Below are 21235 nucleotides of genomic sequence, written 5' to 3'. Positions count from 1 at the left end.
AGGTACGGAATGTCAAGGTTGGATTTCCGGCTTGGAAAGGCTTAGCTCCAGCATAAAGACGGAGCCTTTTCCCGGGGAACTTTTCACGTTGATATCTCCGTCCATCTTTCTCGCGAGCGCTCGGCTCAAGGAAAGACCTAAGCCGGCTCCCTGAAAAGGTTTGGTGACTCCGGAATCCACTTGTTGAAAAGGAGCAAAGATGGATTCCCATTTGTCCTCTGCGATCCCGATTCCGGTGTCTTCCACCTCGAAGCGCAATCTATAAGCGAACTGGGTCTTTGCCAACAATTCCCCGCGAAGTAGAATGGAGCCTTGTTTAGTGAACTTCTCCGCGTTTTCCAAAAGACCGATCAGCATCCGTTTGAATCGGACCTCGTCCCCCACGACCGCATCCGGAATATCGTCCGGGAGAGAAACGGAGAAGGAAAGTCCCTTTTCCCGAATGGGATCCTCCATTCTCATCGCTGCCTCGTATACGGCAGCGCTCAAATGAAAAGGGCGATGGATGAGAAGCAAGGTACCTTTTTCCAAATTCGAAGCGTCCAGCATGGATCCTAGAATGACCATCATCGCGTCTCCGCTTTTTTTCAGAAGTTCCATCATCTCCCTTTGTTCCGGCTTGAGATCGCTTTCCAAAAGCATCTCGGTGATTCCGATGATCCCGTTCATAGGAGTCCGGACTTCGTGGTCCACGTTGATCAAAAATTCGCTCTTGGCCCGGTTAGCGGCCTCCGCCTCGTCCCTTGCCCATTCCAACTCTCGAGTCCGTTTCTTGACCAATTCCTCCAGGTCCAGATTCAGAATTTCCTGAGCCTGTTCCCTTTCCCGAAAAGCGCTGAGTAATTTGCTGGCCAGAGAGAGTGCGTTGGAAAGGACGAAAATTCCCACCCCCACTCCGCTCAATTCCCAGGAGTCCAACACTTCAGAATGATAGAGGATCTCGCTGGCTAAAAAGAAAAGTAAGGCAAAGAATCCGAAAAGATACAAAAGAGCGCCCGGACGTCGGTTCCGAACCGCCTTGGCCAACACGTAAAAGGATGCAGCGGACATCAGAACGAAAGCGATGTAAGACGGTCCGATCAGATGGGAATATATGTTCGAACCAGTCAACAAAGTCGCGAGCACAAAGACAGAGGCGATGGAATATCCGATCTTCAACAGGGTACGCCCGGCATCGATCGGAAAAACGGAATATAGGAAATGCAGTCCCAAAGGCATTCCGATGAACCAGGTGATGAACTCGGCTCTTAAATAGATTTCCGGACCGACGGGAAAATGTTCCGGGAATAATCGAACTCCCGTTGAGTAGAGCCTGACACAGACCACAATGGAAAAGCAGCCGAGCACTAAGGCGGACGGATCCTTTTTATAAAATACGGAAACGAAAATATGGAACAGTCCGAGAAAGAGCAATCCTCCGATTAGGAGGGATTCCAGATCCCTTCTGTCCTCGTAATATTTCTGCACGCAAGCGGGCTCGCCGAAAATAGGGGGCTTCCACAGTCCGCCTTTTCTATAATAATAGTTCGAAATCTCGAAATCCAGATTCGCCTTCTTTTCCCAAGGAGGAAGAACGACGTAGCTTGTCAGTAGAGCCAACGCGTCAGGAGATGGATCCCCCACCCTGCCTACTTCGGTTAACACCTTACCATTAAACAGGATTCTATAATTCGTTCCCTGATCGAAACTGACCAGATGCAGATTTTCGACCCGACCGCCCGAAGTCAATTCCAGCCGATACAGAGCCTTGCCGTAGGCCGGCAAAATTTGCCCTTGCCAGACCTCCCCGGTCCAACTTCCCGGAGTTGTCTGTAAGGAAAAGACCGCCGGATCGCCGGGTAACTCGCGGCTCGGTCTCTCTCCCAGCCAGGCGAATTTCCATTTTCCCGTTAAACGAAAACAATCTCCTCTGTGAGAGGACTTCGCTTGGTCCCAATGCAAAACCCCGTCTACTACGATTCCGCCTTTCGGAAAGGGACGGCAGGAAACGATCAGTAAAAGAGCTAGGACAAAAGAGAAAGAATGCTTCGGTTTCCGACTCATTTTAATTTTATAAAAAACTAAGATTCCTCGGCTTCTGTCTACGATTTCCCCGGAAAACCCGGGAAAAAGACCTAGTTCAGATCGGCCTGGGATCGGATAAAAGGAGCCTTAGGAGAAAGAAAATATCCGCTCAAGGAAGCGAAGAGCACGGGAGTGAAGCTGGAAACTCCGGTCAAATCCGCTAACAGAATGGTCGTGCTCACCGGAGTCTTCGTTACGGAGGCGTTGACCGACGCCATGAGACAGATCAGCAAAAAGGATTCGTTTTCCGTGGGAAAAAAATCCATCAAAAATCTGCCCGTAGTCGCCCCTACGAAAAACAAAGGGATAATGATCCCTCCTCTCCAACCGCTCGAAATCGTGGTGTTGATCGCGAGAATCTTCAATAAGACCAAACTACCGAAAAAAACCCAGTTCCCTTGGGTCGTGACGATTTGGTTCAATTGGTCGTGGCCGAAATAGCGGGTCAAAGGTTGGTAAAAAGCGATACAACCCAGCAAGAGTCCGCCTAACGTCGTTTTTACGAAAATCGGTCCCGGGACTTTTGCGAAAGAGAATTTCGTGGCGCGAAACACTCCGTAAAAGATCCACCCCACTGCGGCGCCTGCAATACCGAACGCGATGGCATTCTCGAAATCCTCGATCCCGCCGGGTACATATTGAGGAAATTGCCAGGTCGGACCGATTCCCATGTCCGTCATCCAGAGAAAAACGAAGTAAGCGGAACAACTGGAAAGAAATGCCGGCAAGAGAGCCTCGTAATACTCCACTACGTGTCTATGCTGTAGAATTTCGAGAGCGAATAACGCGCCCCCCAACGGAGAACCGAACAAGGACGTGAATCCCGAAGCCATTCCGGCGATGGTCATGGAGCGAAGTTCTTCTCCCTCCAAACCCAGCAACTCCGCGAACCAACTTCCTATAGAGCCTATGATCTGGATCAAAGGAGCTTCCGGGCCGGCGCTTCCTCCGGAAGAAATGCTCAAGAGAGAGGAAGCCGCCATAGAGGGATTGCTCTTCGTATCCAGCTTTCCCCCTTTGAATCGTATATTATCGATTACTAATGAGATTTCCCCAGGTTCTCCGAGAAAATAAATGATCAGTCCGATTCCTAGTCCGGAAACGGTCATTAGGGCGATTATCCAAGGTCCTTCCAACTTTCCGATAAACACGGTCAGATATTCCAGAGTCTTCCAAAACAACGCCGCGAACAACCCTCCGAATAATCCGAGTAAAACGTAAAGAAGGCTCCAACGGGAGAGCATAAACGGATTTTTCTTGGAAAGTACGAAGATTGGATTTCTAAAAAAGGATCGGATTCGGTCCATTACTTTGCTTAGACGAGTAGGACGGAATCGTTCTTACGGGAAATAACCGTTCCGATTTTCCGGACGATTTCCCCCTTTTCTTCCAGGGTCTTCGTAGCGGTCTCTTCCGCATCGGGGGAAACGATCACGATATATCCGATCCCCATATTGAAAGTGGAAAACAATTCCTTCTCTTCTATGTTCGGAAAATCCTTTTTTAAACGTTCGAAAAACGGACTCGAAGGAAGAGAGGATCTCTCCAAGGAAACCGCACAGTTCTCCGGAAGGACTCTCGGAATATTCTCGTAAAATCCGCCTCCGGTGATGTGAACCATTCCTTTCACCTCTACTCTCTTTACCAAAGAAAGGATACTCTGCACGTAAATTCTAGTGGGCCGCAAAGCGTATTCCCGCAGAAATTCCGTAACTTCGGAATCCTTCGGGAGATTCCTACCTCCGGGGAGGTACAATTTTCTGATAAAAGAAAATCCGTTGCTGTGAGGTCCGGAAGATTCTAAACCTAAAACGATGTCTCCCGGTCGGATCTTCGAACCGTCGATCATATCTTCCTTTTCCACGGCTCCGACCGTAAAACCGGCCAGATCGTATTCGTCCTCTTCCATGGTTCCGGGATGCTCCGCGGTTTCTCCTCCCAACAAGGCGGCACCGGACAGACGGCACCCTTTTACGATTCCGGATACGATCTTTTCCATTTTCGCAGGATCCAATTTTCCGCAAGCGATATAGTCCAGGAAGAAAAGAGGCTCTCCTCCGCTGACCAGAATGTCGTTTACGCACATCGCGACCAGGTCTATCCCTACAGTATCATAAATTCCTAAAAGACGAGCCAATTCCAGTTTGGTGCCGACCCCGTCCGTGCCGGAAAGTAGAATCGGATTTCTATAATTTTTCAGGAAGGAAACGTCGAATCCTCCGGAAAATCCCCCCAATCCCCCCACAACCCTCGCGCCGTGAGTCGATTCCACATTTTCCTTGATTCTTTTTACAAAGTCCTGACCGGCTTCCGTGTTTACGCCGGCGCTTTTGTAGGTGATTTTTTCTTCCATTTGACCCGCTCGAGAACAGAATTCCCGAACGGAGTCTTCTGGACAGAAAAAAAAGGCTCCGGAGTCCGGGCTATTTCATTTGGTCGATCTGGTCCATGGCGGAAAGTTCCGCATCCAAGGCTGGACGGGTGGCTAAGGGGGCCATACCGGGCTTCAGATCCACCGCTTCTCCCGCCTTGACGAGAACCCTTGCCTCGTCCGTTTTCCGAGTGATCAAAACGCTTCCTTCCCGTACTGCAAAGGTTCCTGTTTCTGCGGAGCGATTGACCTGTCCCCAAAATTGGGTTCCCCTCACTGCAGCCACCACCGCAGGGGTATCCACGGAAATGGATTGGTTTTTGGAGAGTTTTACCACTTTTACCAGGATGTTCCCGTCGTTGACCTTCAGATAGGCTTGGTCCTGTTTCAATGCGGCGAGGGAAGTTTCGGTCCCACCCAAAAGCCGGATGGTTCCCAAAGGAGTCGTTAGGTCTACAAGCCCGTCTTTTGCCGTATGAATCGTTTCTTCTTCCGGAACGAGATCGTTATATTTCAAGTCCTTTCCGGATTTCAAAGCGGTGGCCTTACCGGAAAGAAACGTAACTACCGCCTTTACCCCGCCTTCTTCCTTCGGTTTGCAGGCGGATGCAATCACCGAGAAGGCTAGAATATTTACAATGAAAAGAATTTTGATCGGCCGATTCATAAGGTTTCCATACTTTAGATCTCCGAGCGGACAGTGGGAACTAAAAAAAGAAGGTCTGGAAAAAAATTTTATCCAGTCTAACGGAAAGTCTCTTCCGCAAAATCCAACAGTTTCTTCGCAAACGAATACGAGATATCCCCATCCGAAACCCCGGAAAAGTGGATCCGACTCGTCGGAGTCCCTGGAAAACGTTCCAGTCCGAGACTGGCAATCAGATGGCGGACCGTACCCTCGTTTCCGTCGTAAAGGTCCGCCTCCGGATAAATGGAAAGTATCTGTTTTTTTAAAAAAACGTAATGTGTGCAGCCCAGGACCAGCCCTCGAACCCCCTCTTTTTTAGGGACCTCCAGGACGGTTCGGACAAAATCCAATGTGAGTGCCGCGTCCCCTCGGTCCACTGCGGAAGCCAGACCGTCGCATTCCAGATGTAGGATCCTCTCCTCCGCATCCAAAGAAGATTTCAGATTTCGGAGTTTCTCCTCGCGGTGGGTCACTGAAGTCGCCAATAACGCGATTTTTTCCCCTGGATGGGCGAGTAGAGCCGGTTTGATCGCAGGTTCCATTCCGAAAACCGGCACGGACAATTCTTTTCTAAGGTCCGCAGCGGCGGCCGAGGTCGCGGTATTGCAGGCGATCAAAATCGCGTTCGCTCCTTCTTCGAGCAAGGAACGACAGACGGAAAGAGTAAGCCGGAGCACCTCCTCGGTGCTCTTTTCCCCATACGGAGAATTTGCGAGATCCCCGTAATACAGGTATTCCACCTCGAAAGGAAGAGTGCAAAGTTGTCGGAGCACCGACAACCCTCCCATTCCGGAGTCCATAACCCCGATCTTAAAAGGAACTCCATCCTTCCTTTCCATCTGTGCTAGGCCGAGCGGACGTATTCCTCGATGCTGGACCGGAGCGTGGAATAGATCCAGTGGAATTTTTCCTCGTCTTCTTCCAATAAGGTCACACGAAATCCGTGTCTATCCGTACAGAAGGAAGTGAGAGGCACGACGCAGATTCCGGTGGAAGCGAGAAGATAGTACACGAATCTCCGATCGTTCGCGCATTTCTCCAGGAGAGGTCTGATGAAATTTTCCGCGTCGGAATTCCGGATCGGCAAAGACATATTCCCTTTCAGTGTCCCTTCGTCAAAGGCCACCGTCAGATAAAATGCGCCCTTGGGTTCTACGACGCGAACTCCTTTCAATCCGTCGAAATACTTCACGGCACTCTGGGCTTTTTTTCTGAATTTTTCGTTCCTGAATTTCAGGTGAGGAATGAATTCCGGATGGGAATAGACTTCCGGAATTGCCATCTGGGGAAGAGCCGTGGAACAGACTTCCAACATTTTTGCATCCAATAAGGATTTTATATATCTGGCGAAAACCGGATCCTTCTCTTTATTAAAAATCTCTAACCAACCGCAACGTCCTCCTGGCCAGGGGAATTCCTTGGATATGGAACGTAGAGCGATCCCGCAGACCTTATCTCCGATCACTTCGGAAAGATGGATGGTCCCCGTCTCGGAATAATTGATATGCGCGTAGGTCTCGTCGCAGATCACCATCAGGTCGTATTTTTCGGCGATCCCGACGATCTTTCTCATGACGTCCTTTCCGTAAACCGCCCCCGTAGGATTGTCCGGATTGATCATCAGAATTCCGGTGATCGAGTCGTTGTATTTTACCTTATTCTCTAGATCCTCAAGGTCCGGCATCCAACCCCTTTCCGGAAGAAGGTTGTACGTTAGGTGTTCGTATCCGGAATGCGCTGCCTCTGCGGAGGAAAGCGTGGAATAGGCAGGGCTCGGTCCTAAGACCCTGGCCTCCCTTCTCATGAAACCGAAAATTTTCGCTACCGCATCCCCGAGTCCATTAAAGAATAATAAATCGTCGGAGGAGATCTGGGCTCCTCCTCTCTCGTTCACTTTCGCAGCCAGGAACTTACGGGTTTTTTCATATCCTTGGGTAGCCGTATAGGCCCAGGATCCGTCCTGTAAAATCAGATCGGAAACGATCTTCTTCATCCAAGGAGCGACCTTTTCCCCTTTTTGGATCGGATCTCCGATATTCTCGTACGTGATTTGGACGCCTAGAGCCTCCAATTTCTTTGCCACCGCTACGATCTGGCGAATCTCGTAAATGAGAGCATCCGCACCGCTATGAACGATATTTCTTCTCATATCCCGCCTGGGTTCGTACTTATTTTTGGACCAATCGAACCACGAGTTCTTGGAGAGTCTTATCCCGATAAATCCGGAGTTTGAGTTTCCCTCCTAATCCCACTATTCCGACCTGCCCACGAAGATCATTAATATTTTTCACGGGCAATCCGTTCGCTTCCAAAATGAAATCGTATCTTTTGATTCCGGAAGTTTCCGCCGAAGAACCGGCTTCTATATCGTAGACCAGCACGCCGGTCCAGCCGTTCGGAATTCCCAAAGCCTTTCTATGGTCCGAAAGAGGGACTGTAGCCATCACTCCCAAAGTCGCCGGACGAATGGTTCTCCCCTTATTTTCCTGGATCAGTTGAATGATTTTCCTAGCGTAATTCATCGGAATCGCAAAACCGATTCCGCTGTTCCTTCCCGTGTCGCTTCGGATCAAGCGGTTGATACCGATCACCTCGCCGTAGATATTCAGGAGAGGTCCGCCGCTGGAACCCGGATTGATCATGCTGTCGATTTGGATATGGGTCTGCCCGGTTTCATCCAGATCTTCTCGATACTTGGCGGAGACCACGCCGACCGAAAAGGAACGTTCCAGGCCGAAAGGAGAACCGATGGCGATGGCCCAATCCCCGACCTCGATTTCGTCCGAATTTCCGAAGGAGACGGGTTTCAACCCGGAACCTTCCCTGATTTTCAGGAGGGAAATATCCGCACGTTCGTGACTTCCAACGAACTTAGCCGGAAATACCCCGCCGTCCGAAGTGATGACCTCTATGCTTTCGGCCCCTTCGATCACATGATAATTCGTGACGATGTACCCTTTTTCATGGATCAAGAACCCGCTGCCGAACGTGGCCAAGCGCTCGTTCCGATAATCGAAATAATGGTACGGACTTACGATAGGATCGGATTTTTTGGTACGGATGGAAACGACCGAATCCTTCGTCGAACGATAGACGTTTCGAAAAGCGTTCTGCAGTTCGATCCCGGCTTTCTGCTCCCTATATTGCAGAGGTTTGTCCCCTCGGAAAAAGGAAGACAATCCGCCTTCCCCGGGAAGAATTAGGATCAGAATTAAAAGTATGGCCAATCCGGCGTTCACCGCCACTACCGGAGGAAGAGAGAATCGCATGGAAACTACCTCTACCCATCCTGTCTTTCCATCGACAAATCGTCGACTCCGATTCTCCATAAAGCTGAGTCCTTTCTTTTTCCTAATCTGGGTCGCCTCCCAAGGTTGCCTTCCCTATCTGTTTCATTTGGGAAAAGAACAGGCGAAATTCATGATCTACAAGCGACCTTTCGAAGAGGTATTTTCGGATCCGAACGTTCCGGAAAAAACCAAGGAAAAATTGAGAGAAGTGGAAAGAATCCGGCAATACGGAATCTCCTCCCTGGCCCTCTCTTCGAAAGGAGGATTCAAAAGTTATTTCGCACTGGATCGGGACGCGATCGGTTGGCATGTCAGCGCCTGCCATCCTTTGAGGTTTGAGTCCTATACTTGGTGGTTTCCGATCCTGGGCTCCGTTCCCTACAAGGGATATTTCTCCGTGGAAAAAGCGAAGGAGGAGGAAATCCGATTGAGACGGGAAGGTTGGGACACTCGTCTTCGGATTACGGCAGGTTATTCCACGTTGGGATGGTTTGAAGATCCGCTCTTTTCCTCGCAACTGTACGAGGATGAAGGGGAACTCGCATCCTTAGTGCTCCATGAAATGGCACATTCTACGGTTTATTTTCCGGGAGATTCCACATTTAACGAAAGTTATGCGAGTTTTATCGAAGAGGAAGGAAGCCGCGCTTATCTACTTTCGGTGGGGGGAAGACGCCGGCTCGAATCCAGAGAAAAAGCGGACAAGGAGAGGAAGGAATACCTGAATCTTTTGAAGAAGACGGCAATTCTGTTAAACGAAGAATATTCCAAAGGAGGATCCGACGAAGACTTGAAAAGTAGAAAAAAGGGGCTCCTCGCCGAATTCAAAAAGGAATTAAAAAGCCAAAAATGGACCCATATCGAATCCGCCAGACTATCCGAGCGGGAATGGAACAACGAGGATTTCGTAGGCATGCTCCGTTACCATTCCGGAACGACCTTTTTTCGAAGGAAATTCTCCGAATGGAACGGCGACTTTGCCAAGTTCAACGAGGAAATGAAAAAATTGGGAAAACTTTCCGAATCGGAACGACGGAACCTATTACGGGAGGAGGCCCCTTAGACCATTCCTCCGAAAGTCCATCCGCACTTCCGGAGAAAACTAACGCACCACAAAAGAAGTGGTAAAAAGCCTATATCCGTTCCAATATTTATCGAAAGGATACAACTCCTTCATCGCATCCATTGCCTTCAAAAATCGGTTCCGTAAAGGGATGCTTACGCTTTCCCTTCGAGTCAGTTCCCGTAAAAATCGCGAGTTATGAGTATCCGTCTGGAAGCCTAAATTTACGATTCCGGATCCGCGAATTCCTTTTTGAAGAAAATATAAGGAATCGCGGAAATGATTCGATCCTGAAAAAAAATCCTCCAGGAGGGAGGCGGATAGCATCCAAGGTCCGTCCGCCTTCAACCCTGAAATTTCAGATACGTTTTTGCCGCCGAGCAAAACTCCTTTATTTTCATCCAGCTCCAAAGGTTCCCGGATCAGCAAAAACGGGGATATTCGAGACGTTCCCATATTCCCGATTTCGAATGTATCCAACTTGAATAGGCGCTTTAACCAATCGGGAGTGGAGGAACTTTCCTTGAACAGGATACCGAATCCCGGCAAAAACTCGTCCTTTTCCCGATGCGGAGGATTGTCGAGCAAAACTGCCGGATCCGTTACGTAATAGACTTCCTCCTCGGAGCGGGGACTGAGAGGAACTAGAAAATGATAGGAGGATAAATATAGATACGTGATCTTATTTTTCGCAATCCGGATACTCTGACGGTATTCCGTTTCCAGCGATTCCCGGAGCAGAATTTCCGCGCCTCCTTTTTCCGCTTCTTCATGATATTTGAATATAGACGACTTAAGCCTGCGATTGTCCTTGTAGGCGATATCCCCGTTGGATTTCCCGCGTGAAAACTTGATGTAAAAGGAAGTCAATCCCAGATCGACCACAGCAAGCAATTCCTGGTCGGGGGGCAATTTTTCCTCCAAACGGAACGAGACGGATTCGAATTTCGGAATGTCCGAAAAGAAAGGAGTTCTGCCCAAGACGCTTTTCCGAACCGCCGAAATCCGATCCTTTGCGACGGCAAGATCGAAGAACGATTCCGAATCGTTCTTCTGAAACGCGAGGTGCTGCAGGTAGACCAAAAAATCGTCCAATTCCCTTTTTTCCCGGGGAGAAAAAGGGATTTTTTTCCGGGAGTTCACCCAGCGATTCGCTACGTTCAACAAATCCTTGGAGTTCTTAGAAAATGCTTCCCGATAGAATTTCATGGAATCGACAAAAGGCGAATCGGAAGAAGTCTCAGCGACTTTTCCACCGATCGCGTTTAATTTATATTTTAAATAGAAAATCTCGGGATTCGAAGAATCGTCCGAGATCCCTTCCGCTTTGGCGAGCCATGCTTTCGCCTTTTCGTAATTTCCTCTCGTGTAATACGCGCGGGAGATCTCCATCGCGACACGGCAAGCCCGGGGAAGATTCCCCTTTTTCAATTCGAAGTCCAGATAAGAATTCTGAAAGCCGGACATTTCCTCGGCGGACTCTTCGCTTAACGAATATCTCAAAAGATCCACCAGAAGTCCTCGCTCCGAGGAATCTAGGCCCGCAAACAATTCGGGGGAAGCTCCGAAAATTTCCGAGTGCAGGGTAACGGGGGAAATTCTTTTTCCGGAGGATTTCTTTTTGGCAAGAAAGCCCAAGTGAATTCTATATTCCTTCTCCCCGGCGGAACCGGTATCCCGATCGCCGAGTTCCGCGGGCACTCCGCCAGGTTCCGATGATTCCTCTAACAAGGAAATTTGTCTCGCGAGGTCGGCCTCAAGGCGCGCAATACGCTCCTTCCCTCCCTTAGGCGGAAGGATCTTCGCCGCTTTTGCCAATTGTAACCGCACCACTTCCGGCGAATAGGTTTCCAAAGCGATTTCGGCCAATCGGATCCGCAATAAAAACGGATCATAGACTTTCGGATCGACGGAAAGGTCGGGAGAGATTTTTCCGTTGCCCGCTTTTAGAGATACGACCGCGGAGATGATTTCTTTTTTTTCCGGAGAGAAATCGGCCCAATCGCAATTCTGATCGGAATGCTCCAGTAATGCGGAAAGGCAAATTGCGAAATGAAGATCCTCCATCTGGGTCTCGGCCCTAGGTTCGTATGCCAGAGCTAAGATCTCTTTTACCGAGCCGTTTCCGTGTTTTTTCCTCAGGACCCTGAGTAGATTTTCCTCGATCCTGAGCGCAAAATCGGACCCGGCTTTCGTATAATTGCGGGCAAGAAAAAGGGAATCGTATGCCTTGGAATCGTTTCCGACCATCTCAAAATTTCTGGAATCGACGAGAAGTTCTCCCGCCCGTTTCGTGTCCGGCGCCCGCAAGCCGGACAATTTACCGAAACGGTAAACGTTTGCTGCGGAGGTTTCCCCTCGCAATTCCCGAAACACTTCGTTTAAACAACTATCTCCGACAGAACAAATATACACCCGATCGATTCCGGATCCGATAGAGACCGTTGCGGCTTTCAGCACTTTCCTCCAGGAAGGAACACCCTTTTCCCAAAAAATCGCGGTCGAAATTTTATGATTTTTGGAAAAGATCTCTTTTAAATCCAGCCTGTCCGGCTTTCTTTCTCCGAAAAGAAAATCGCTTTCCAATTCCGGCAAGGGAGAAACGACTACGTCCGTATCCTCCAAGAGCGGCCCCAGATTCCCGCTTTTGATTTCTCGAACTCGGGGCTCGTCGGGAAGAGGGACAAACGTAGCCACTGTCTTAGAGGAAAAACTTCCCGGGTCATCGGTTCTAATCGGTTCCAGGTCCGCTTTGAAAATCGCGTCTCGCGCGGATCCAAGTATAGCGGCTGCGTAGCTCGTATTTCCGGGATCAATCGTTTTAGAGCGAAGCCATTCCGGCTGTCGGGAAAGTTCGGCCAAAACCTCCTTCTCTCCTCCTGGGACGGTTGAAAATCGAACCCCGTTCGAGGATGCGATTCGTATATAATTTTTCCCGAATATTTTGAGAATCTTAAATTCGGATTCCGAAGAGTCGAGAGGGCGGTCTTCCGGATTGCCGAACGGGTTTAGAAAATTTCTCCTTCCCGGAAGAGAATTCCTTAGTTTTGCAAGGGATTCCCAGGCCATAGAAGAGGATTTGGTCAGATTCGCTTCCGCTTCTTTGACGTCGCTTCTCCTTTCTAGAGAGGATTGGTATTTCAGATACGACGTCCGAAAATTCCTCCAGGCGGTCTCAAACTCGGAGTATTCTTTTTTGCCCTCCTCCAACTCCCAAATTCCCTTTTGGAAATTTCGGAACAAGAGCAAGGTTCGATACCGTTTCCAAGTCCGGAAGGCGGACCGTAAATCACCCGACTCCGCTTCGATACGCGCCTTGGTTTCGTACAAATCCCTTAATAGAAAACCCTTGGAATCGGCTATGATGTGCGCTTGATTCCGGAGAAGATCTTCCGCCTTACCGATTTTCGTTTCCGCTTGGGCGGATTTTCCGGAGGCCAGATCCAGACGAGCCTGTAGGACCCATGTCTGTATCAGCTCGATGCCGTAAAAGAATTCGTTCGCCATCTCTTCCGCAAAATTCAAACAAAGATAGGCTCTCTCGGAATCTCCGAGACGGTAAAAAATACTCGCTCGACTTAGCGCATGAGTCACACGTTCCTTTTTGCTAAACGGATCCTGATTCAGGCCCACCACTTCCTTAGGAAGGCCGGAGGGATTCTCCAGCAGACTTGCGGCCTTCCCCAGATTTTCGAAGGCTTCGATCCAAGCCTTCTTTTTCAGTTTTTCTTCACCCGAATAATAGAGTACGTTCGCGGAGAGTACGTCGAAATCGTAATTTTCCCGGTAGAAATTATCGGCGCATCTTTTTCTGACCGAAATTTTATCCTCATCCTCGAAGAAGGATATGCAGGAAACCAGATATCTCCGCTTTATGGACTCCAAATATTCGGATGAATCGGCGAGTTCTTTCTCATACTTGCCCGCGATCCCCGAATCGTCGGCCTCGATTTCGGCAAAAAGAGAATATAATGATCTCCTAAAGGAAGAAAAGGAACGGGAACCGAGTTCGCTGGTCGATGTCTCGTAATCCTTCTGGAGGCGGAACGCCTGCTTAGCGCCTCCGAATTCCCCTCTTTTGTACCGAACGAATCCCAGATCGTTCCAAGATTGGGATTGGATCAGCTTGCCTGCGAAGTGTCCGCCTAAACCTTTACGGCTCACGTATTCCAGTCGTTTATCGATTTCTTCCGCGGATAAACTGTAATTATGCTCCAGGAGTAGGTTGTTCAATCGGATCCCTGAGGAAAGCAAAGGTTGATAAGCGACAGGAATCGCCTCGGGAAATCGTCCGGAACCCGAGACTCGGGTGGAATCCGGGAGGACCGCATCGAATACGAAATCCCAAAAATAATCCCAGACGGTGATCTTAACTTTCTTGGGAAACCAATTGATTCCTCGTTCGCGGGCCGATTCCTCGGCTTTTTTCAGATTCTCTTCCGACTCAGAAAGATTCCCGATCTTCTGCAAACTCAGAGCCAACGCATTGTAGAGATTGACCGGATCCACCAGCTTCGAACTTTCGTTCAGCTTTAATGCATCCCGGTAATAGGCGATCGAAGTGCCGAAATCTCCGGACTCCATGGAAGAAAGCCCGATCAGCGTATATATGAGCGCCAGTTTCTCTCTGTAACTTCCGAACTGGCCCGTAAAATCCGATTGAGAGAACAATTTCGGGAATTCGTTTTCGGAATAGAGCGCGGCGGCATCCTTCAATTTTCGGATGGCCTCGGAATACCGGGACATGTATATGGACGATCTTGCGGAGTTAAAAAGAAAGACGGCTTTTTGGCGGTAATCCTCGAACTGTGCTTTGAAAAGAATGACCTTGGAATAGGATTCGACCAACGCGTATTGCTCGTCCGCTTTCGGATAATTCTTCAGTAAAAAGTAATTATTCGCGAGATTCAACCGTAGATCGGAAAGGGCTTTCTTATTCGGGAATTTCTCCCCCAGCAATTCCAGGATTTGGCTATAAAGTTCGACGTTCTCTTCGAAATTCTTTTCCGGGAAATATTTTCCGTAGACATTCTTATAATTTTCCTCGTCCGACGGTTCTTCCTCCGAAATTTTCCGGGACTTCATGATATCCACGTATTGGTACAACCATCCCAAAAGTTGATAAGCGTCGTGGTAGGTCGGGTCCGCGAAGATGATCCATCGCAACTCGTATTCCGCCTGCTTGTAATCCCTAAGCGCGATCTCCTTTTTATTCGCGTCCATGGTGCCGGCGGCATAATAATACGTCTCTCGTATCACGGATCTGTTGATCAGATAATAGGCGTATCCGTACAAAGTCGCAAGATCCAGAAAGGTCCTGGCCCTAGGAAGGATTTTCTCTTTTTCGTAATATTGCGTAACGTAAAGCAACCCTTCCTTTTTGTCCAAAGGATCGAATTCGACCGGATTTAAGGCCCCTAGGAGTCCCTTAGAATTCTTTTCGCTGATCGATTTGGCCAATTTAAAGGACGTATCGACCATCAATTTTTGATAATAAATCGCGTAGTCCTTATATAAGCTATCCAGGAAGAGATTCTTACTCTTGGCCAAAAACATATTTTCGGCGTTGAAAAAATAATGAAAAGAGGCCTGTAAAAAATCGGATCTATTCTCGTAATTCCGGGCGAGATTCTCGAAATACAGAAAGGATCGCTCCATTTCGCTTTCGTCGATGGGAACTCCGGAATTAGAATCGTAATTCTCCAAAAAGATCCTCAATTCGGCCAGGGAATTCCGAGTATCCCCCACTCCCCGAAAATTTTCGGATTTCAGTATATGAGATTTTAAGAATAGAGGATCCTCCGGCTTCAATTGCTCGACGAAGGAATCCAAAACCGCATTACTCTTTTTATATTCCCCCTGCCCCTTCAACCCGGCGGCCTTCAAATAGGCGAAGTAACGGCTTAAAAAAGGGGATTTCGTTTTTAACGAATTTACCGTCTCTGCGGCGTCCGCGATCTGTATTTTTTCCGCATCGGGACGATCTAAAAACGTCCTGGATTCCAAAAGTTCGTATATGTTTCGAAGATCCTCCAGGGAACTTTTAGGGTCGTTCGCCGCGAAAATCAGAACTTCGGGGAGCTTCCAGCCGGATTCTTCCGAAGAGGAAAAACGGATCGCTCCGATCCTTTTTCGGATTTGTCGAATATTATAAAATTCGGGAAAGGACTTGGAAAGAAGTTCATAACGTTCCAATGCAGACTTCTCGTCCCCTTGCTCTTCGTAGATCGTCCCGATATGCTCCTCCAGCGCGGCAAGCGATTGCTTATCCGTTCCGGAAACTCCGCGCAGCGAAGTTGAATAGTCCCGTAATTCGCTCGGTTTCGAGCCCTCGGCTTCGAGCAGATACGCATAGCCTAAGCCTTCCGTAGGATGCATCTTGGACGAGAGCATCTCTTTACGGATCTCATTCAAAACTACGATCCGACCCTTCCTTTTGGATTCCCGGTATTTTTCGAGACGGGCCTTGGCTTTAAAGACGGGAAGCAGAGGGTCTTCTGCGAAATACGTTTCTATGGAATCGAGGGCGAGTAGAAAGTCCTCGAAACTCTGCTTCTTTTTATATTCCAGAGCCAACTCGTACTGAGCGCCTATGTCAGCAGCCTTAGGAACGGAACCGTCCGCAGGCAAAAAATATACGTTCATCGTATCGTAAAAGGAAGCCGTAAAGAGAACGCTTCCTCCGTTAAACCTGGAGAACTTCGTATCGAAAAGGGAGAAATTTCCGGAAGTCAACCTCTTCTCCTTTCCGTTCGTTCGGTCCAGCCGGACGATCACGCTATTGTCGCGTTCGTCGACTTTGCCGTTTCTATCCGAATCGCTCCGAATGGAAGTATAGTAAAGATACCGCCCGTCCGGAGACAGACTCGGCGAAAAGTCGAGATAATCGTCCTTTGTGATCCTCTTGGTCCTGGAAGAGACGGTATCGAAGAGATAGACCTCGCCTCTTTCCGAATCGGAATAGGAGATAAACGTAATGGACTTTCCATCCTCCGACCAAAAAGGACTGGCGGCGCCTTTTTCGGTCAATCTCCTAGGCTTCTCCTTTCCTTCCGAATCCATCAGAACCAAATTCGGAATTCCCGGGCTGAGCCTATCGGAAGAAAAGACGATGTGCCGATTGTCTGGGCTCCAATTCGGATCCGTGTCCAGAAAGCGATCGGACTTTCCCGGAGTATCATATTCAGGATTCGTTAAGAACTTGAAATCCGTGTTTAAAAAACGTTTCCCGTCTAGAATCTTGATCGCCCATTCGGAGGGCTTCATCTTCAATAGGACTAGGTCGCCGGAGGAATCGTACTGCTCCGATACGAAAACCAGCTTCGTTCCGTCGGGACTGATGGCGGGCTTGTATTCCGAAGAGGGATGATCCGTGACGGGAACGACCACGGAACTCTTTAGGTCGCGGAACCAAATGTCGAAATTCCCTTTTTGACCGGTCGTATAGAAGAGATAGCGTCCGTCTTTCGTGGTCGAATTGTATAAGTTATTCCCCCTTTGAACCGTGAGAGGGAAAGGTTTGTCGTTCGCAGGTCGGAAATAATTTCGGGAAATCGGTCCATAATCGAATTCTATCGGTTTGATTTTTTCGACGGAACTAAGTAAAGCGCAATCAAAGACGGGAACCAAGGCGGAAAATGCGAGCGCGAGTCCGAAACGGCGCATGGAAATCTAATCCTTCTTTTTCCAGACGCCGGAAGAAGATTCATAATATTCCCCGGAGGCGACGGATTTGTACCAAGTAAGAACGAGGGACTGCTTCAGCAAAGCTTTCTCCTTTTCGTTAAGAGGTTTCTCGCGACGGGAAAAATCTTTGCGGAATTTGGACTGAACGACCAATTCCCGATTTTCATTCGTAATTTTGATCAATTCGGAAAGTCTCATTCTGAATTCCTCCTTGGCCAAAGCCTTGTCCACGCCCGCCTCCTTGGATCTTGGATTCATCCGGATCTTTCCGTCCAGGCCCTCGGCAAGAAGTCCCGCCGATAGATATTCCTTGGTTTCCCTCGCCAAGTATGCCAAGGTACGCAACGCGATATAAAACGTCCGGTCCGAAGGATCGGAAAACTCCTCTTGGACAAGATCCCGTTCCCAAATCTCGGAACCGGAGGAGGAAGTCTTAATCGAAGCGATCAGCCATCCGTCCTTTTCCAAACTCCGATCCTCGCCTAACATTTGTTTTTCGGAAGCGGTTTGGGTCTGAGTGAAAGTGATCAAAGGAGCTTTGATCGTGCACGTTTGGCAAAAAAGCGAGCAGATCGTAAGAATTTTAAGAATATTTGAAGTTTCTCGAGCCATAGTCATTTGTTATAGGTTTCAATCTCGCTCTGCGCCCGGTTCAGAAAATTGGCCAAAGGCATTCTCTGTTGAGAAACCTGGTTGTTCTCAAGATTTACAAGGGTTCCCAGGACGGACCGTTTAAAAAGGATCACCGCGTACACGAGACCTTTGGAAAGTTCCAGTTCTATCTTATCCACCGCGTAACTGGTATAGATAAAGTCCGTCAATAAATTCGAAGGTGCGAATATATTGATCGCGCTCTTTCCGAAGTCGCGTCCTATCTGATATACGCTGAAAAACAGATTCAGGTTCGGGATAGGGTCCCCCAGATTTCGGCCCCAAAGATTCAGGTCGGCCTTGATTTTCCCGTCGTCGATCTTCCCTCGGCTTCTCCCCGGAAGAAGCTGTTTTAAATCTATGTCCTTGACCCTTAATTCCATCGAATATTCCATTCTTTCCGGATCTCCCGAGCCGACGTTCACGATCACGTCTTTTCCCAGTACTTCCCCGTCAAGAGTATGTATCTTCAGGAAATCCATTCGTAAATAATTTTCTGAATAACTTAGGTTCGCCGAAAGACCGGGTGAGTCCGTTTTCGGCTTAATGTATTCGAAGGGAACCCCTTTCAAAGACGGATGAGTCCCTACGATTTCGCGGATCGTAAAGTTCGGTTCCGGCATTCGTCCGTAATTCAGCACGAATTTTCTCTTGTTCCCTTCGATCAGATTCCGGGTTTCCTTGACGGAAAGATCGTGTTGAAACGGTACGGTTGCGTTTAACCCGTCGATCCGATAGAGCTTGCATTCCGGGCTCGGGCAGAGACGGTTGCTCACGTACAGACTGGAATCCTTGGAAGTAAGTGTTCCGCTCAAATCCGATCCTTGCCACCCGAAACCCAAGCGCAAATCTCCTCGGAACGTAAGACCTTTAATCAGATAGGCGTCCTCCGCCGAGATAAGTTTAAGACTTCCCTTTAAGTCGGGGGAAAAATCTCCCAGGGCAGCGGTTTCTCCCGGCTTGGCCCGAGTCAAAATCCCTTGGGAGGAAAGCGCCAGCTTCCCGGAAAAGGCAGTCAAATCCATCCGATCCAGGAAGATCTTATCCGGGGGAGTTCCTTCCACCTTTGCGGAAAGATTCAGTTTCCCGTCTTTGATTTCCAAAGCGGGAAGATTCAGACGTATATTTCCGTCGATTCCCTGCTTCTTTTCCTTCTTAACATAGTTCAAATTTCCGCCAAGAGATAAGCGGGAACCGATCTGCGACCGTAAGGGAATCAAGGATTCCCGCAATGCCAGGGGTAGAGGGGGAATCAGCTCATCCAAATCCGCTTCGATCTTCAATCCACCCACACTCAAAGCCAAGGAATCCCGGATCCCAATCTCGACGAAACTTTCCAGAAAGAGTGCACGTTCCCCGTCCGGAGAAAAAACCGAAACCGAAACCGGAGTCGCCTTGATCCTTTCCAAGGCCCAAGGTTTTTTAAAAAAAAGGAATGTATAATTTCCTTTTGCATTTAACCCGATATTTCCGGAATTTCCCCGCCCGTAAGGAAAACGAAAATCGGATAGTTTCAGCGACAAACCCGCATTTAGATCGGAAAAATCCCTTCCCTTTACGTTCAAATCGACGGACAGCAGACCGGACAGTCCGGAAACATAAGGAGCCAAGGAGAAGCGGTCCAGTTTCAGCTTTAAATCGAGAGCTGGCGCAGCGAGGGAAGAATCGCCCGAATAGAAAAAGGTTCCCGCCAGACTTGAACCGTTATATAGGGCTTTCAGACGTTTGATCTCCAGAAGAGAGATCCAAGGCAAAGGTTTCTCCGCTGTCGCTTCCTCCGTCGGCTGCGGACGGAATCTTCCGTCCCAATCCAGATCCAACTCCTGGATACTGTGCGCCTTGGCACCGATCCTAAGATCCAGACCGGAGGCTTTCACCTCTCCCGTTGCACGCAGTTCTTTGGAGGTACCCTCGAGCAAAAGAGGAGCCAGAGACGCATTTCCCTGGAGAGAGATTCCCCGAATCCCTAGGTCCGTCAGGAATCCGGAAATCGGAGCCAATCGAATCGAGGACTTTTGCAAAGCGAAATGTACATTTTGGAGTTCGGACCCGATTCCGGAAATCCTGCCTCCCCCCTCCAACCATTCATCTTCGTTCACTGCCAGTTTCAGATTTTTTAAAACGATTTCTTTGGAGACGGGAGAATAGTCCAGGTCGTACCGGAAAGAAAATCCGAAAGGTTCCGCCAAACGATCCGCGATTTTCAATCGTATCTTGTCCGCACCTATGTCCATTTTAGAACGGAACGGGTGCCTTGTGTCCGAGCGTTCCCAGATCCAAGTCAACCGAAACGGATGGTCCATCTGTCGGAGAGGATCTCGGAAGCGGATTCGAATCGGTTTTTCGGGATTCAGAGAGAGCTTGAAATCGTCGATGAGCCCTAGGGCGGAAAGATTCAAAGGAACGGAGGAAAATCTTTCGGTATCTATTTCCAGATCCAAATCCAGTCCCGCCATCCCTACTTCGGTTGACTTGCCTCCCTCCTCCGAAGAAATGCCGAAGTCTAGATTCTTCAACTCCAACCTTGCAAAGGCGCTGACCGGGAGATACGTGCGGATGACGGAGATTGGTGATTCTTTTGCCGGAGGCGGGCTCGCTTTCTCTTTCCCTCCGGAATCCGAACCGGAAAGCAAGGTTGCTACGTTCCAGATTCCCTTCTTTTTTTTCAGTCGGACGGTCGCATTCTCGAGAGAAATCCGGGAGATCTTCAAACGTCCGAAGAGAATATAAGGAAGATTGTAACTGAATTCCAGACCCTTTGCCTGCAAAACCGGGTCGGGGCCCCATTCGGGTCGAGTTCCGAGAGCCAAATCCTCGATCCGTATACCGTATAAGGGAGAGAACTTTCGGATCTTTCCCCTCAATTCCCCCCGGACCATCGGCACAAAAACCCTATCGAAGAGAATCTGTCCGGTAAAGGAATTGAAGATGGAATGGTAGATAAGAAAGAGTACGAAGAGTACGGATAATAGAATTTTTCGCTTTAACAGAATCTGAAAAACCGATGGGAACACCTGGTTTTCTAAAGGATCAATATTCGAAAGACTCGATAGCCTCTTCTAAGGTTTTATAAATCTCAAAAATGCTAGCAAGTTTGGTAATCTCCATCAAATTCTCAATGTCCGAATTCAGATTCGTAAAAACCATTCTTCCTTTGAGCCCGTCGATGTGTTTGTAAATGTTCAAGAACATTCCCAATCCGGCGGAGTTGATGAAAGGCACTTTTTTCAGATCGATGATAAATTTGGGGACGTCACCTTTCGAGATGTACTCCTCGATTTTTTGTCCAAGCTCGAATTCGTTACCTGCTTTGATGGGTCCTTCGATCTTGATGATGTGGACGTCGTTTTTCGTGGTGACTTTGATTTTCATAACCCTTTCTTGGATTTTTGTGCAAATATAGGATCTGCATTCTAGTCGTC

General features: G+C 48.7%; 12 protein-coding genes. 1 reads left to right on the top strand and 11 read right to left on the bottom strand.

All coding sequences use genetic code 11. The features are described from left to right. Nucleotides 1-12: 12 nt before the first annotated feature. The 7 genes from EHO60_RS10650 to EHO60_RS10620 form a co-directional block, all read right to left on the bottom strand. On the bottom strand, nt 13-2043 hold the full coding sequence (locus tag EHO60_RS10650; protein WP_135768173.1) for a sensor histidine kinase: 2031 nt from the start codon (nt 2041-2043) through the stop codon (nt 13-15). A gap of 71 nt (nt 2044-2114) precedes the next feature. Next, nucleotides 2115-3371, bottom strand: a complete 1257-nt coding sequence (locus EHO60_RS10645) for a chloride channel protein (RefSeq protein WP_135768172.1) — start codon at nt 3369-3371, stop codon at nt 2115-2117. 8 nt (nt 3372-3379) lie between these two features. After that, complete coding sequence (gene purM, locus EHO60_RS10640; RefSeq protein WP_135768171.1) at nt 3380-4417, bottom strand: phosphoribosylformylglycinamidine cyclo-ligase; 1038 nt, start codon at nt 4415-4417, stop codon at nt 3380-3382. Between the two features lie 70 nt (nt 4418-4487). Further along, nucleotides 4488-5102: an adhesin Lsa19 gene (lsa19, locus tag EHO60_RS10635; RefSeq protein WP_135768170.1), complete on the bottom strand. Its 615-nt coding sequence runs from the start codon at nt 5100-5102 to the stop codon at nt 4488-4490. Nucleotides 5103-5179: 77 nt separating this feature from the next. Further along, nucleotides 5180-5962 (bottom strand): glutamate racemase, encoded by a 783-nt coding sequence (locus EHO60_RS10630; RefSeq protein ID WP_135768169.1) that lies wholly within the window; start codon nt 5960-5962, stop codon nt 5180-5182. A gap of 5 nt (nt 5963-5967) precedes the next feature. Next, nucleotides 5968-7272, bottom strand: a complete 1305-nt coding sequence (locus EHO60_RS10625; protein WP_135768168.1) for a pyridoxal phosphate-dependent aminotransferase — start codon at nt 7270-7272, stop codon at nt 5968-5970. 19 nt (nt 7273-7291) lie between these two features. After that, a complete protein-coding gene (locus tag EHO60_RS10620) occupies nt 7292-8392 on the bottom strand; it encodes a S1C family serine protease (RefSeq protein ID WP_135768167.1) in 1101 nt (366 codons plus the stop codon). On the opposite strand from EHO60_RS10620, the gene EHO60_RS10615 reads away from it, so the two are divergent. Continuing rightward, on the top strand, nt 8391-9476 hold the full coding sequence (locus tag EHO60_RS10615; protein WP_135768166.1) for an aminopeptidase: 1086 nt from the start codon (nt 8391-8393) through the stop codon (nt 9474-9476). The genes EHO60_RS10620 and EHO60_RS10615 overlap by 2 nt on opposite strands. Before the next feature lie 39 nt (nt 9477-9515). On the opposite strand, the gene EHO60_RS10610 is transcribed toward EHO60_RS10615, so the two are convergent. From EHO60_RS10610 to EHO60_RS10595, 4 genes are read right to left on the bottom strand one after another with little or no spacing between them, the layout of a single operon-like run. Further along, entirely contained in the window at nt 9516-17141 is a 7626-nt protein-coding gene (locus tag EHO60_RS10610) for a PD40 domain-containing protein (protein WP_135768165.1), read from the bottom strand. A gap of 6 nt (nt 17142-17147) precedes the next feature. Continuing rightward, nucleotides 17148-17774: a DUF1318 domain-containing protein gene (locus EHO60_RS10605; protein WP_135768164.1), complete on the bottom strand. Its 627-nt coding sequence runs from the start codon at nt 17772-17774 to the stop codon at nt 17148-17150. A gap of 2 nt (nt 17775-17776) precedes the next feature. Beyond that, nucleotides 17777-20827, bottom strand: a complete 3051-nt coding sequence (locus EHO60_RS10600; protein ID WP_135768163.1) for an LIC_11026 family protein — start codon at nt 20825-20827, stop codon at nt 17777-17779. A 16-nt stretch (nt 20828-20843) separates the two neighbouring features. Continuing rightward, nucleotides 20844-21185, bottom strand: coding sequence for an STAS domain-containing protein (locus EHO60_RS10595; RefSeq protein ID WP_010411951.1), 342 nt, complete (start codon nt 21183-21185; stop codon nt 20844-20846). Nucleotides 21186-21235 lie beyond the last annotated feature (50 nt).

The organism is Leptospira fletcheri (genome assembly GCF_004769195.1).
Lineage (GTDB): Bacteria > Spirochaetota > Leptospiria > Leptospirales > Leptospiraceae > Leptospira_B > Leptospira_B fletcheri.
The sequence above is the reverse complement of the archived record's forward strand: the minus strand, read 5'-3'. Positions and strand labels throughout refer to the sequence as shown.

What these genes read in the sequence shown, in the direction of transcription:
- EHO60_RS10650 (WP_135768173.1), bottom strand. Translation starts at nt 2,043, where the DNA reads ATGAGTCGGAAACCGAAGCATTCTTTCTCTTTTGTCCTAGCTCTTTTA.
- EHO60_RS10645 (WP_135768172.1), bottom strand. Translation starts at nt 3,371, where the DNA reads ATGGACCGAATCCGATCCTTTTTTAGAAATCCAATCTTCGTACTTTCC.
- purM (WP_135768171.1), bottom strand. Translation starts at nt 4,417, where the DNA reads ATGGAAGAAAAAATCACCTACAAAAGCGCCGGCGTAAACACGGAAGCC.
- lsa19 (WP_135768170.1), bottom strand. Translation starts at nt 5,102, where the DNA reads ATGAATCGGCCGATCAAAATTCTTTTCATTGTAAATATTCTAGCCTTC.
- EHO60_RS10630 (WP_135768169.1), bottom strand. Translation starts at nt 5,962, where the DNA reads ATGGAAAGGAAGGATGGAGTTCCTTTTAAGATCGGGGTTATGGACTCC.
- EHO60_RS10625 (WP_135768168.1), bottom strand. Translation starts at nt 7,272, where the DNA reads ATGAGAAGAAATATCGTTCATAGCGGTGCGGATGCTCTCATTTACGAG.
- EHO60_RS10615 (WP_135768166.1), top strand. Translation starts at nt 8,391, where the DNA reads ATGGAAACTACCTCTACCCATCCTGTCTTTCCATCGACAAATCGTCGA.
- EHO60_RS10620 (WP_135768167.1), bottom strand. Translation starts at nt 8,392, where the DNA reads ATGCGATTCTCTCTTCCTCCGGTAGTGGCGGTGAACGCCGGATTGGCC.
- EHO60_RS10610 (WP_135768165.1), bottom strand. Translation starts at nt 17,141, where the DNA reads ATGCGCCGTTTCGGACTCGCGCTCGCATTTTCCGCCTTGGTTCCCGTC.
- EHO60_RS10605 (WP_135768164.1), bottom strand. Translation starts at nt 17,774, where the DNA reads ATGGCTCGAGAAACTTCAAATATTCTTAAAATTCTTACGATCTGCTCG.
- EHO60_RS10595 (WP_010411951.1), bottom strand. Translation starts at nt 21,185, where the DNA reads ATGAAAATCAAAGTCACCACGAAAAACGACGTCCACATCATCAAGATC.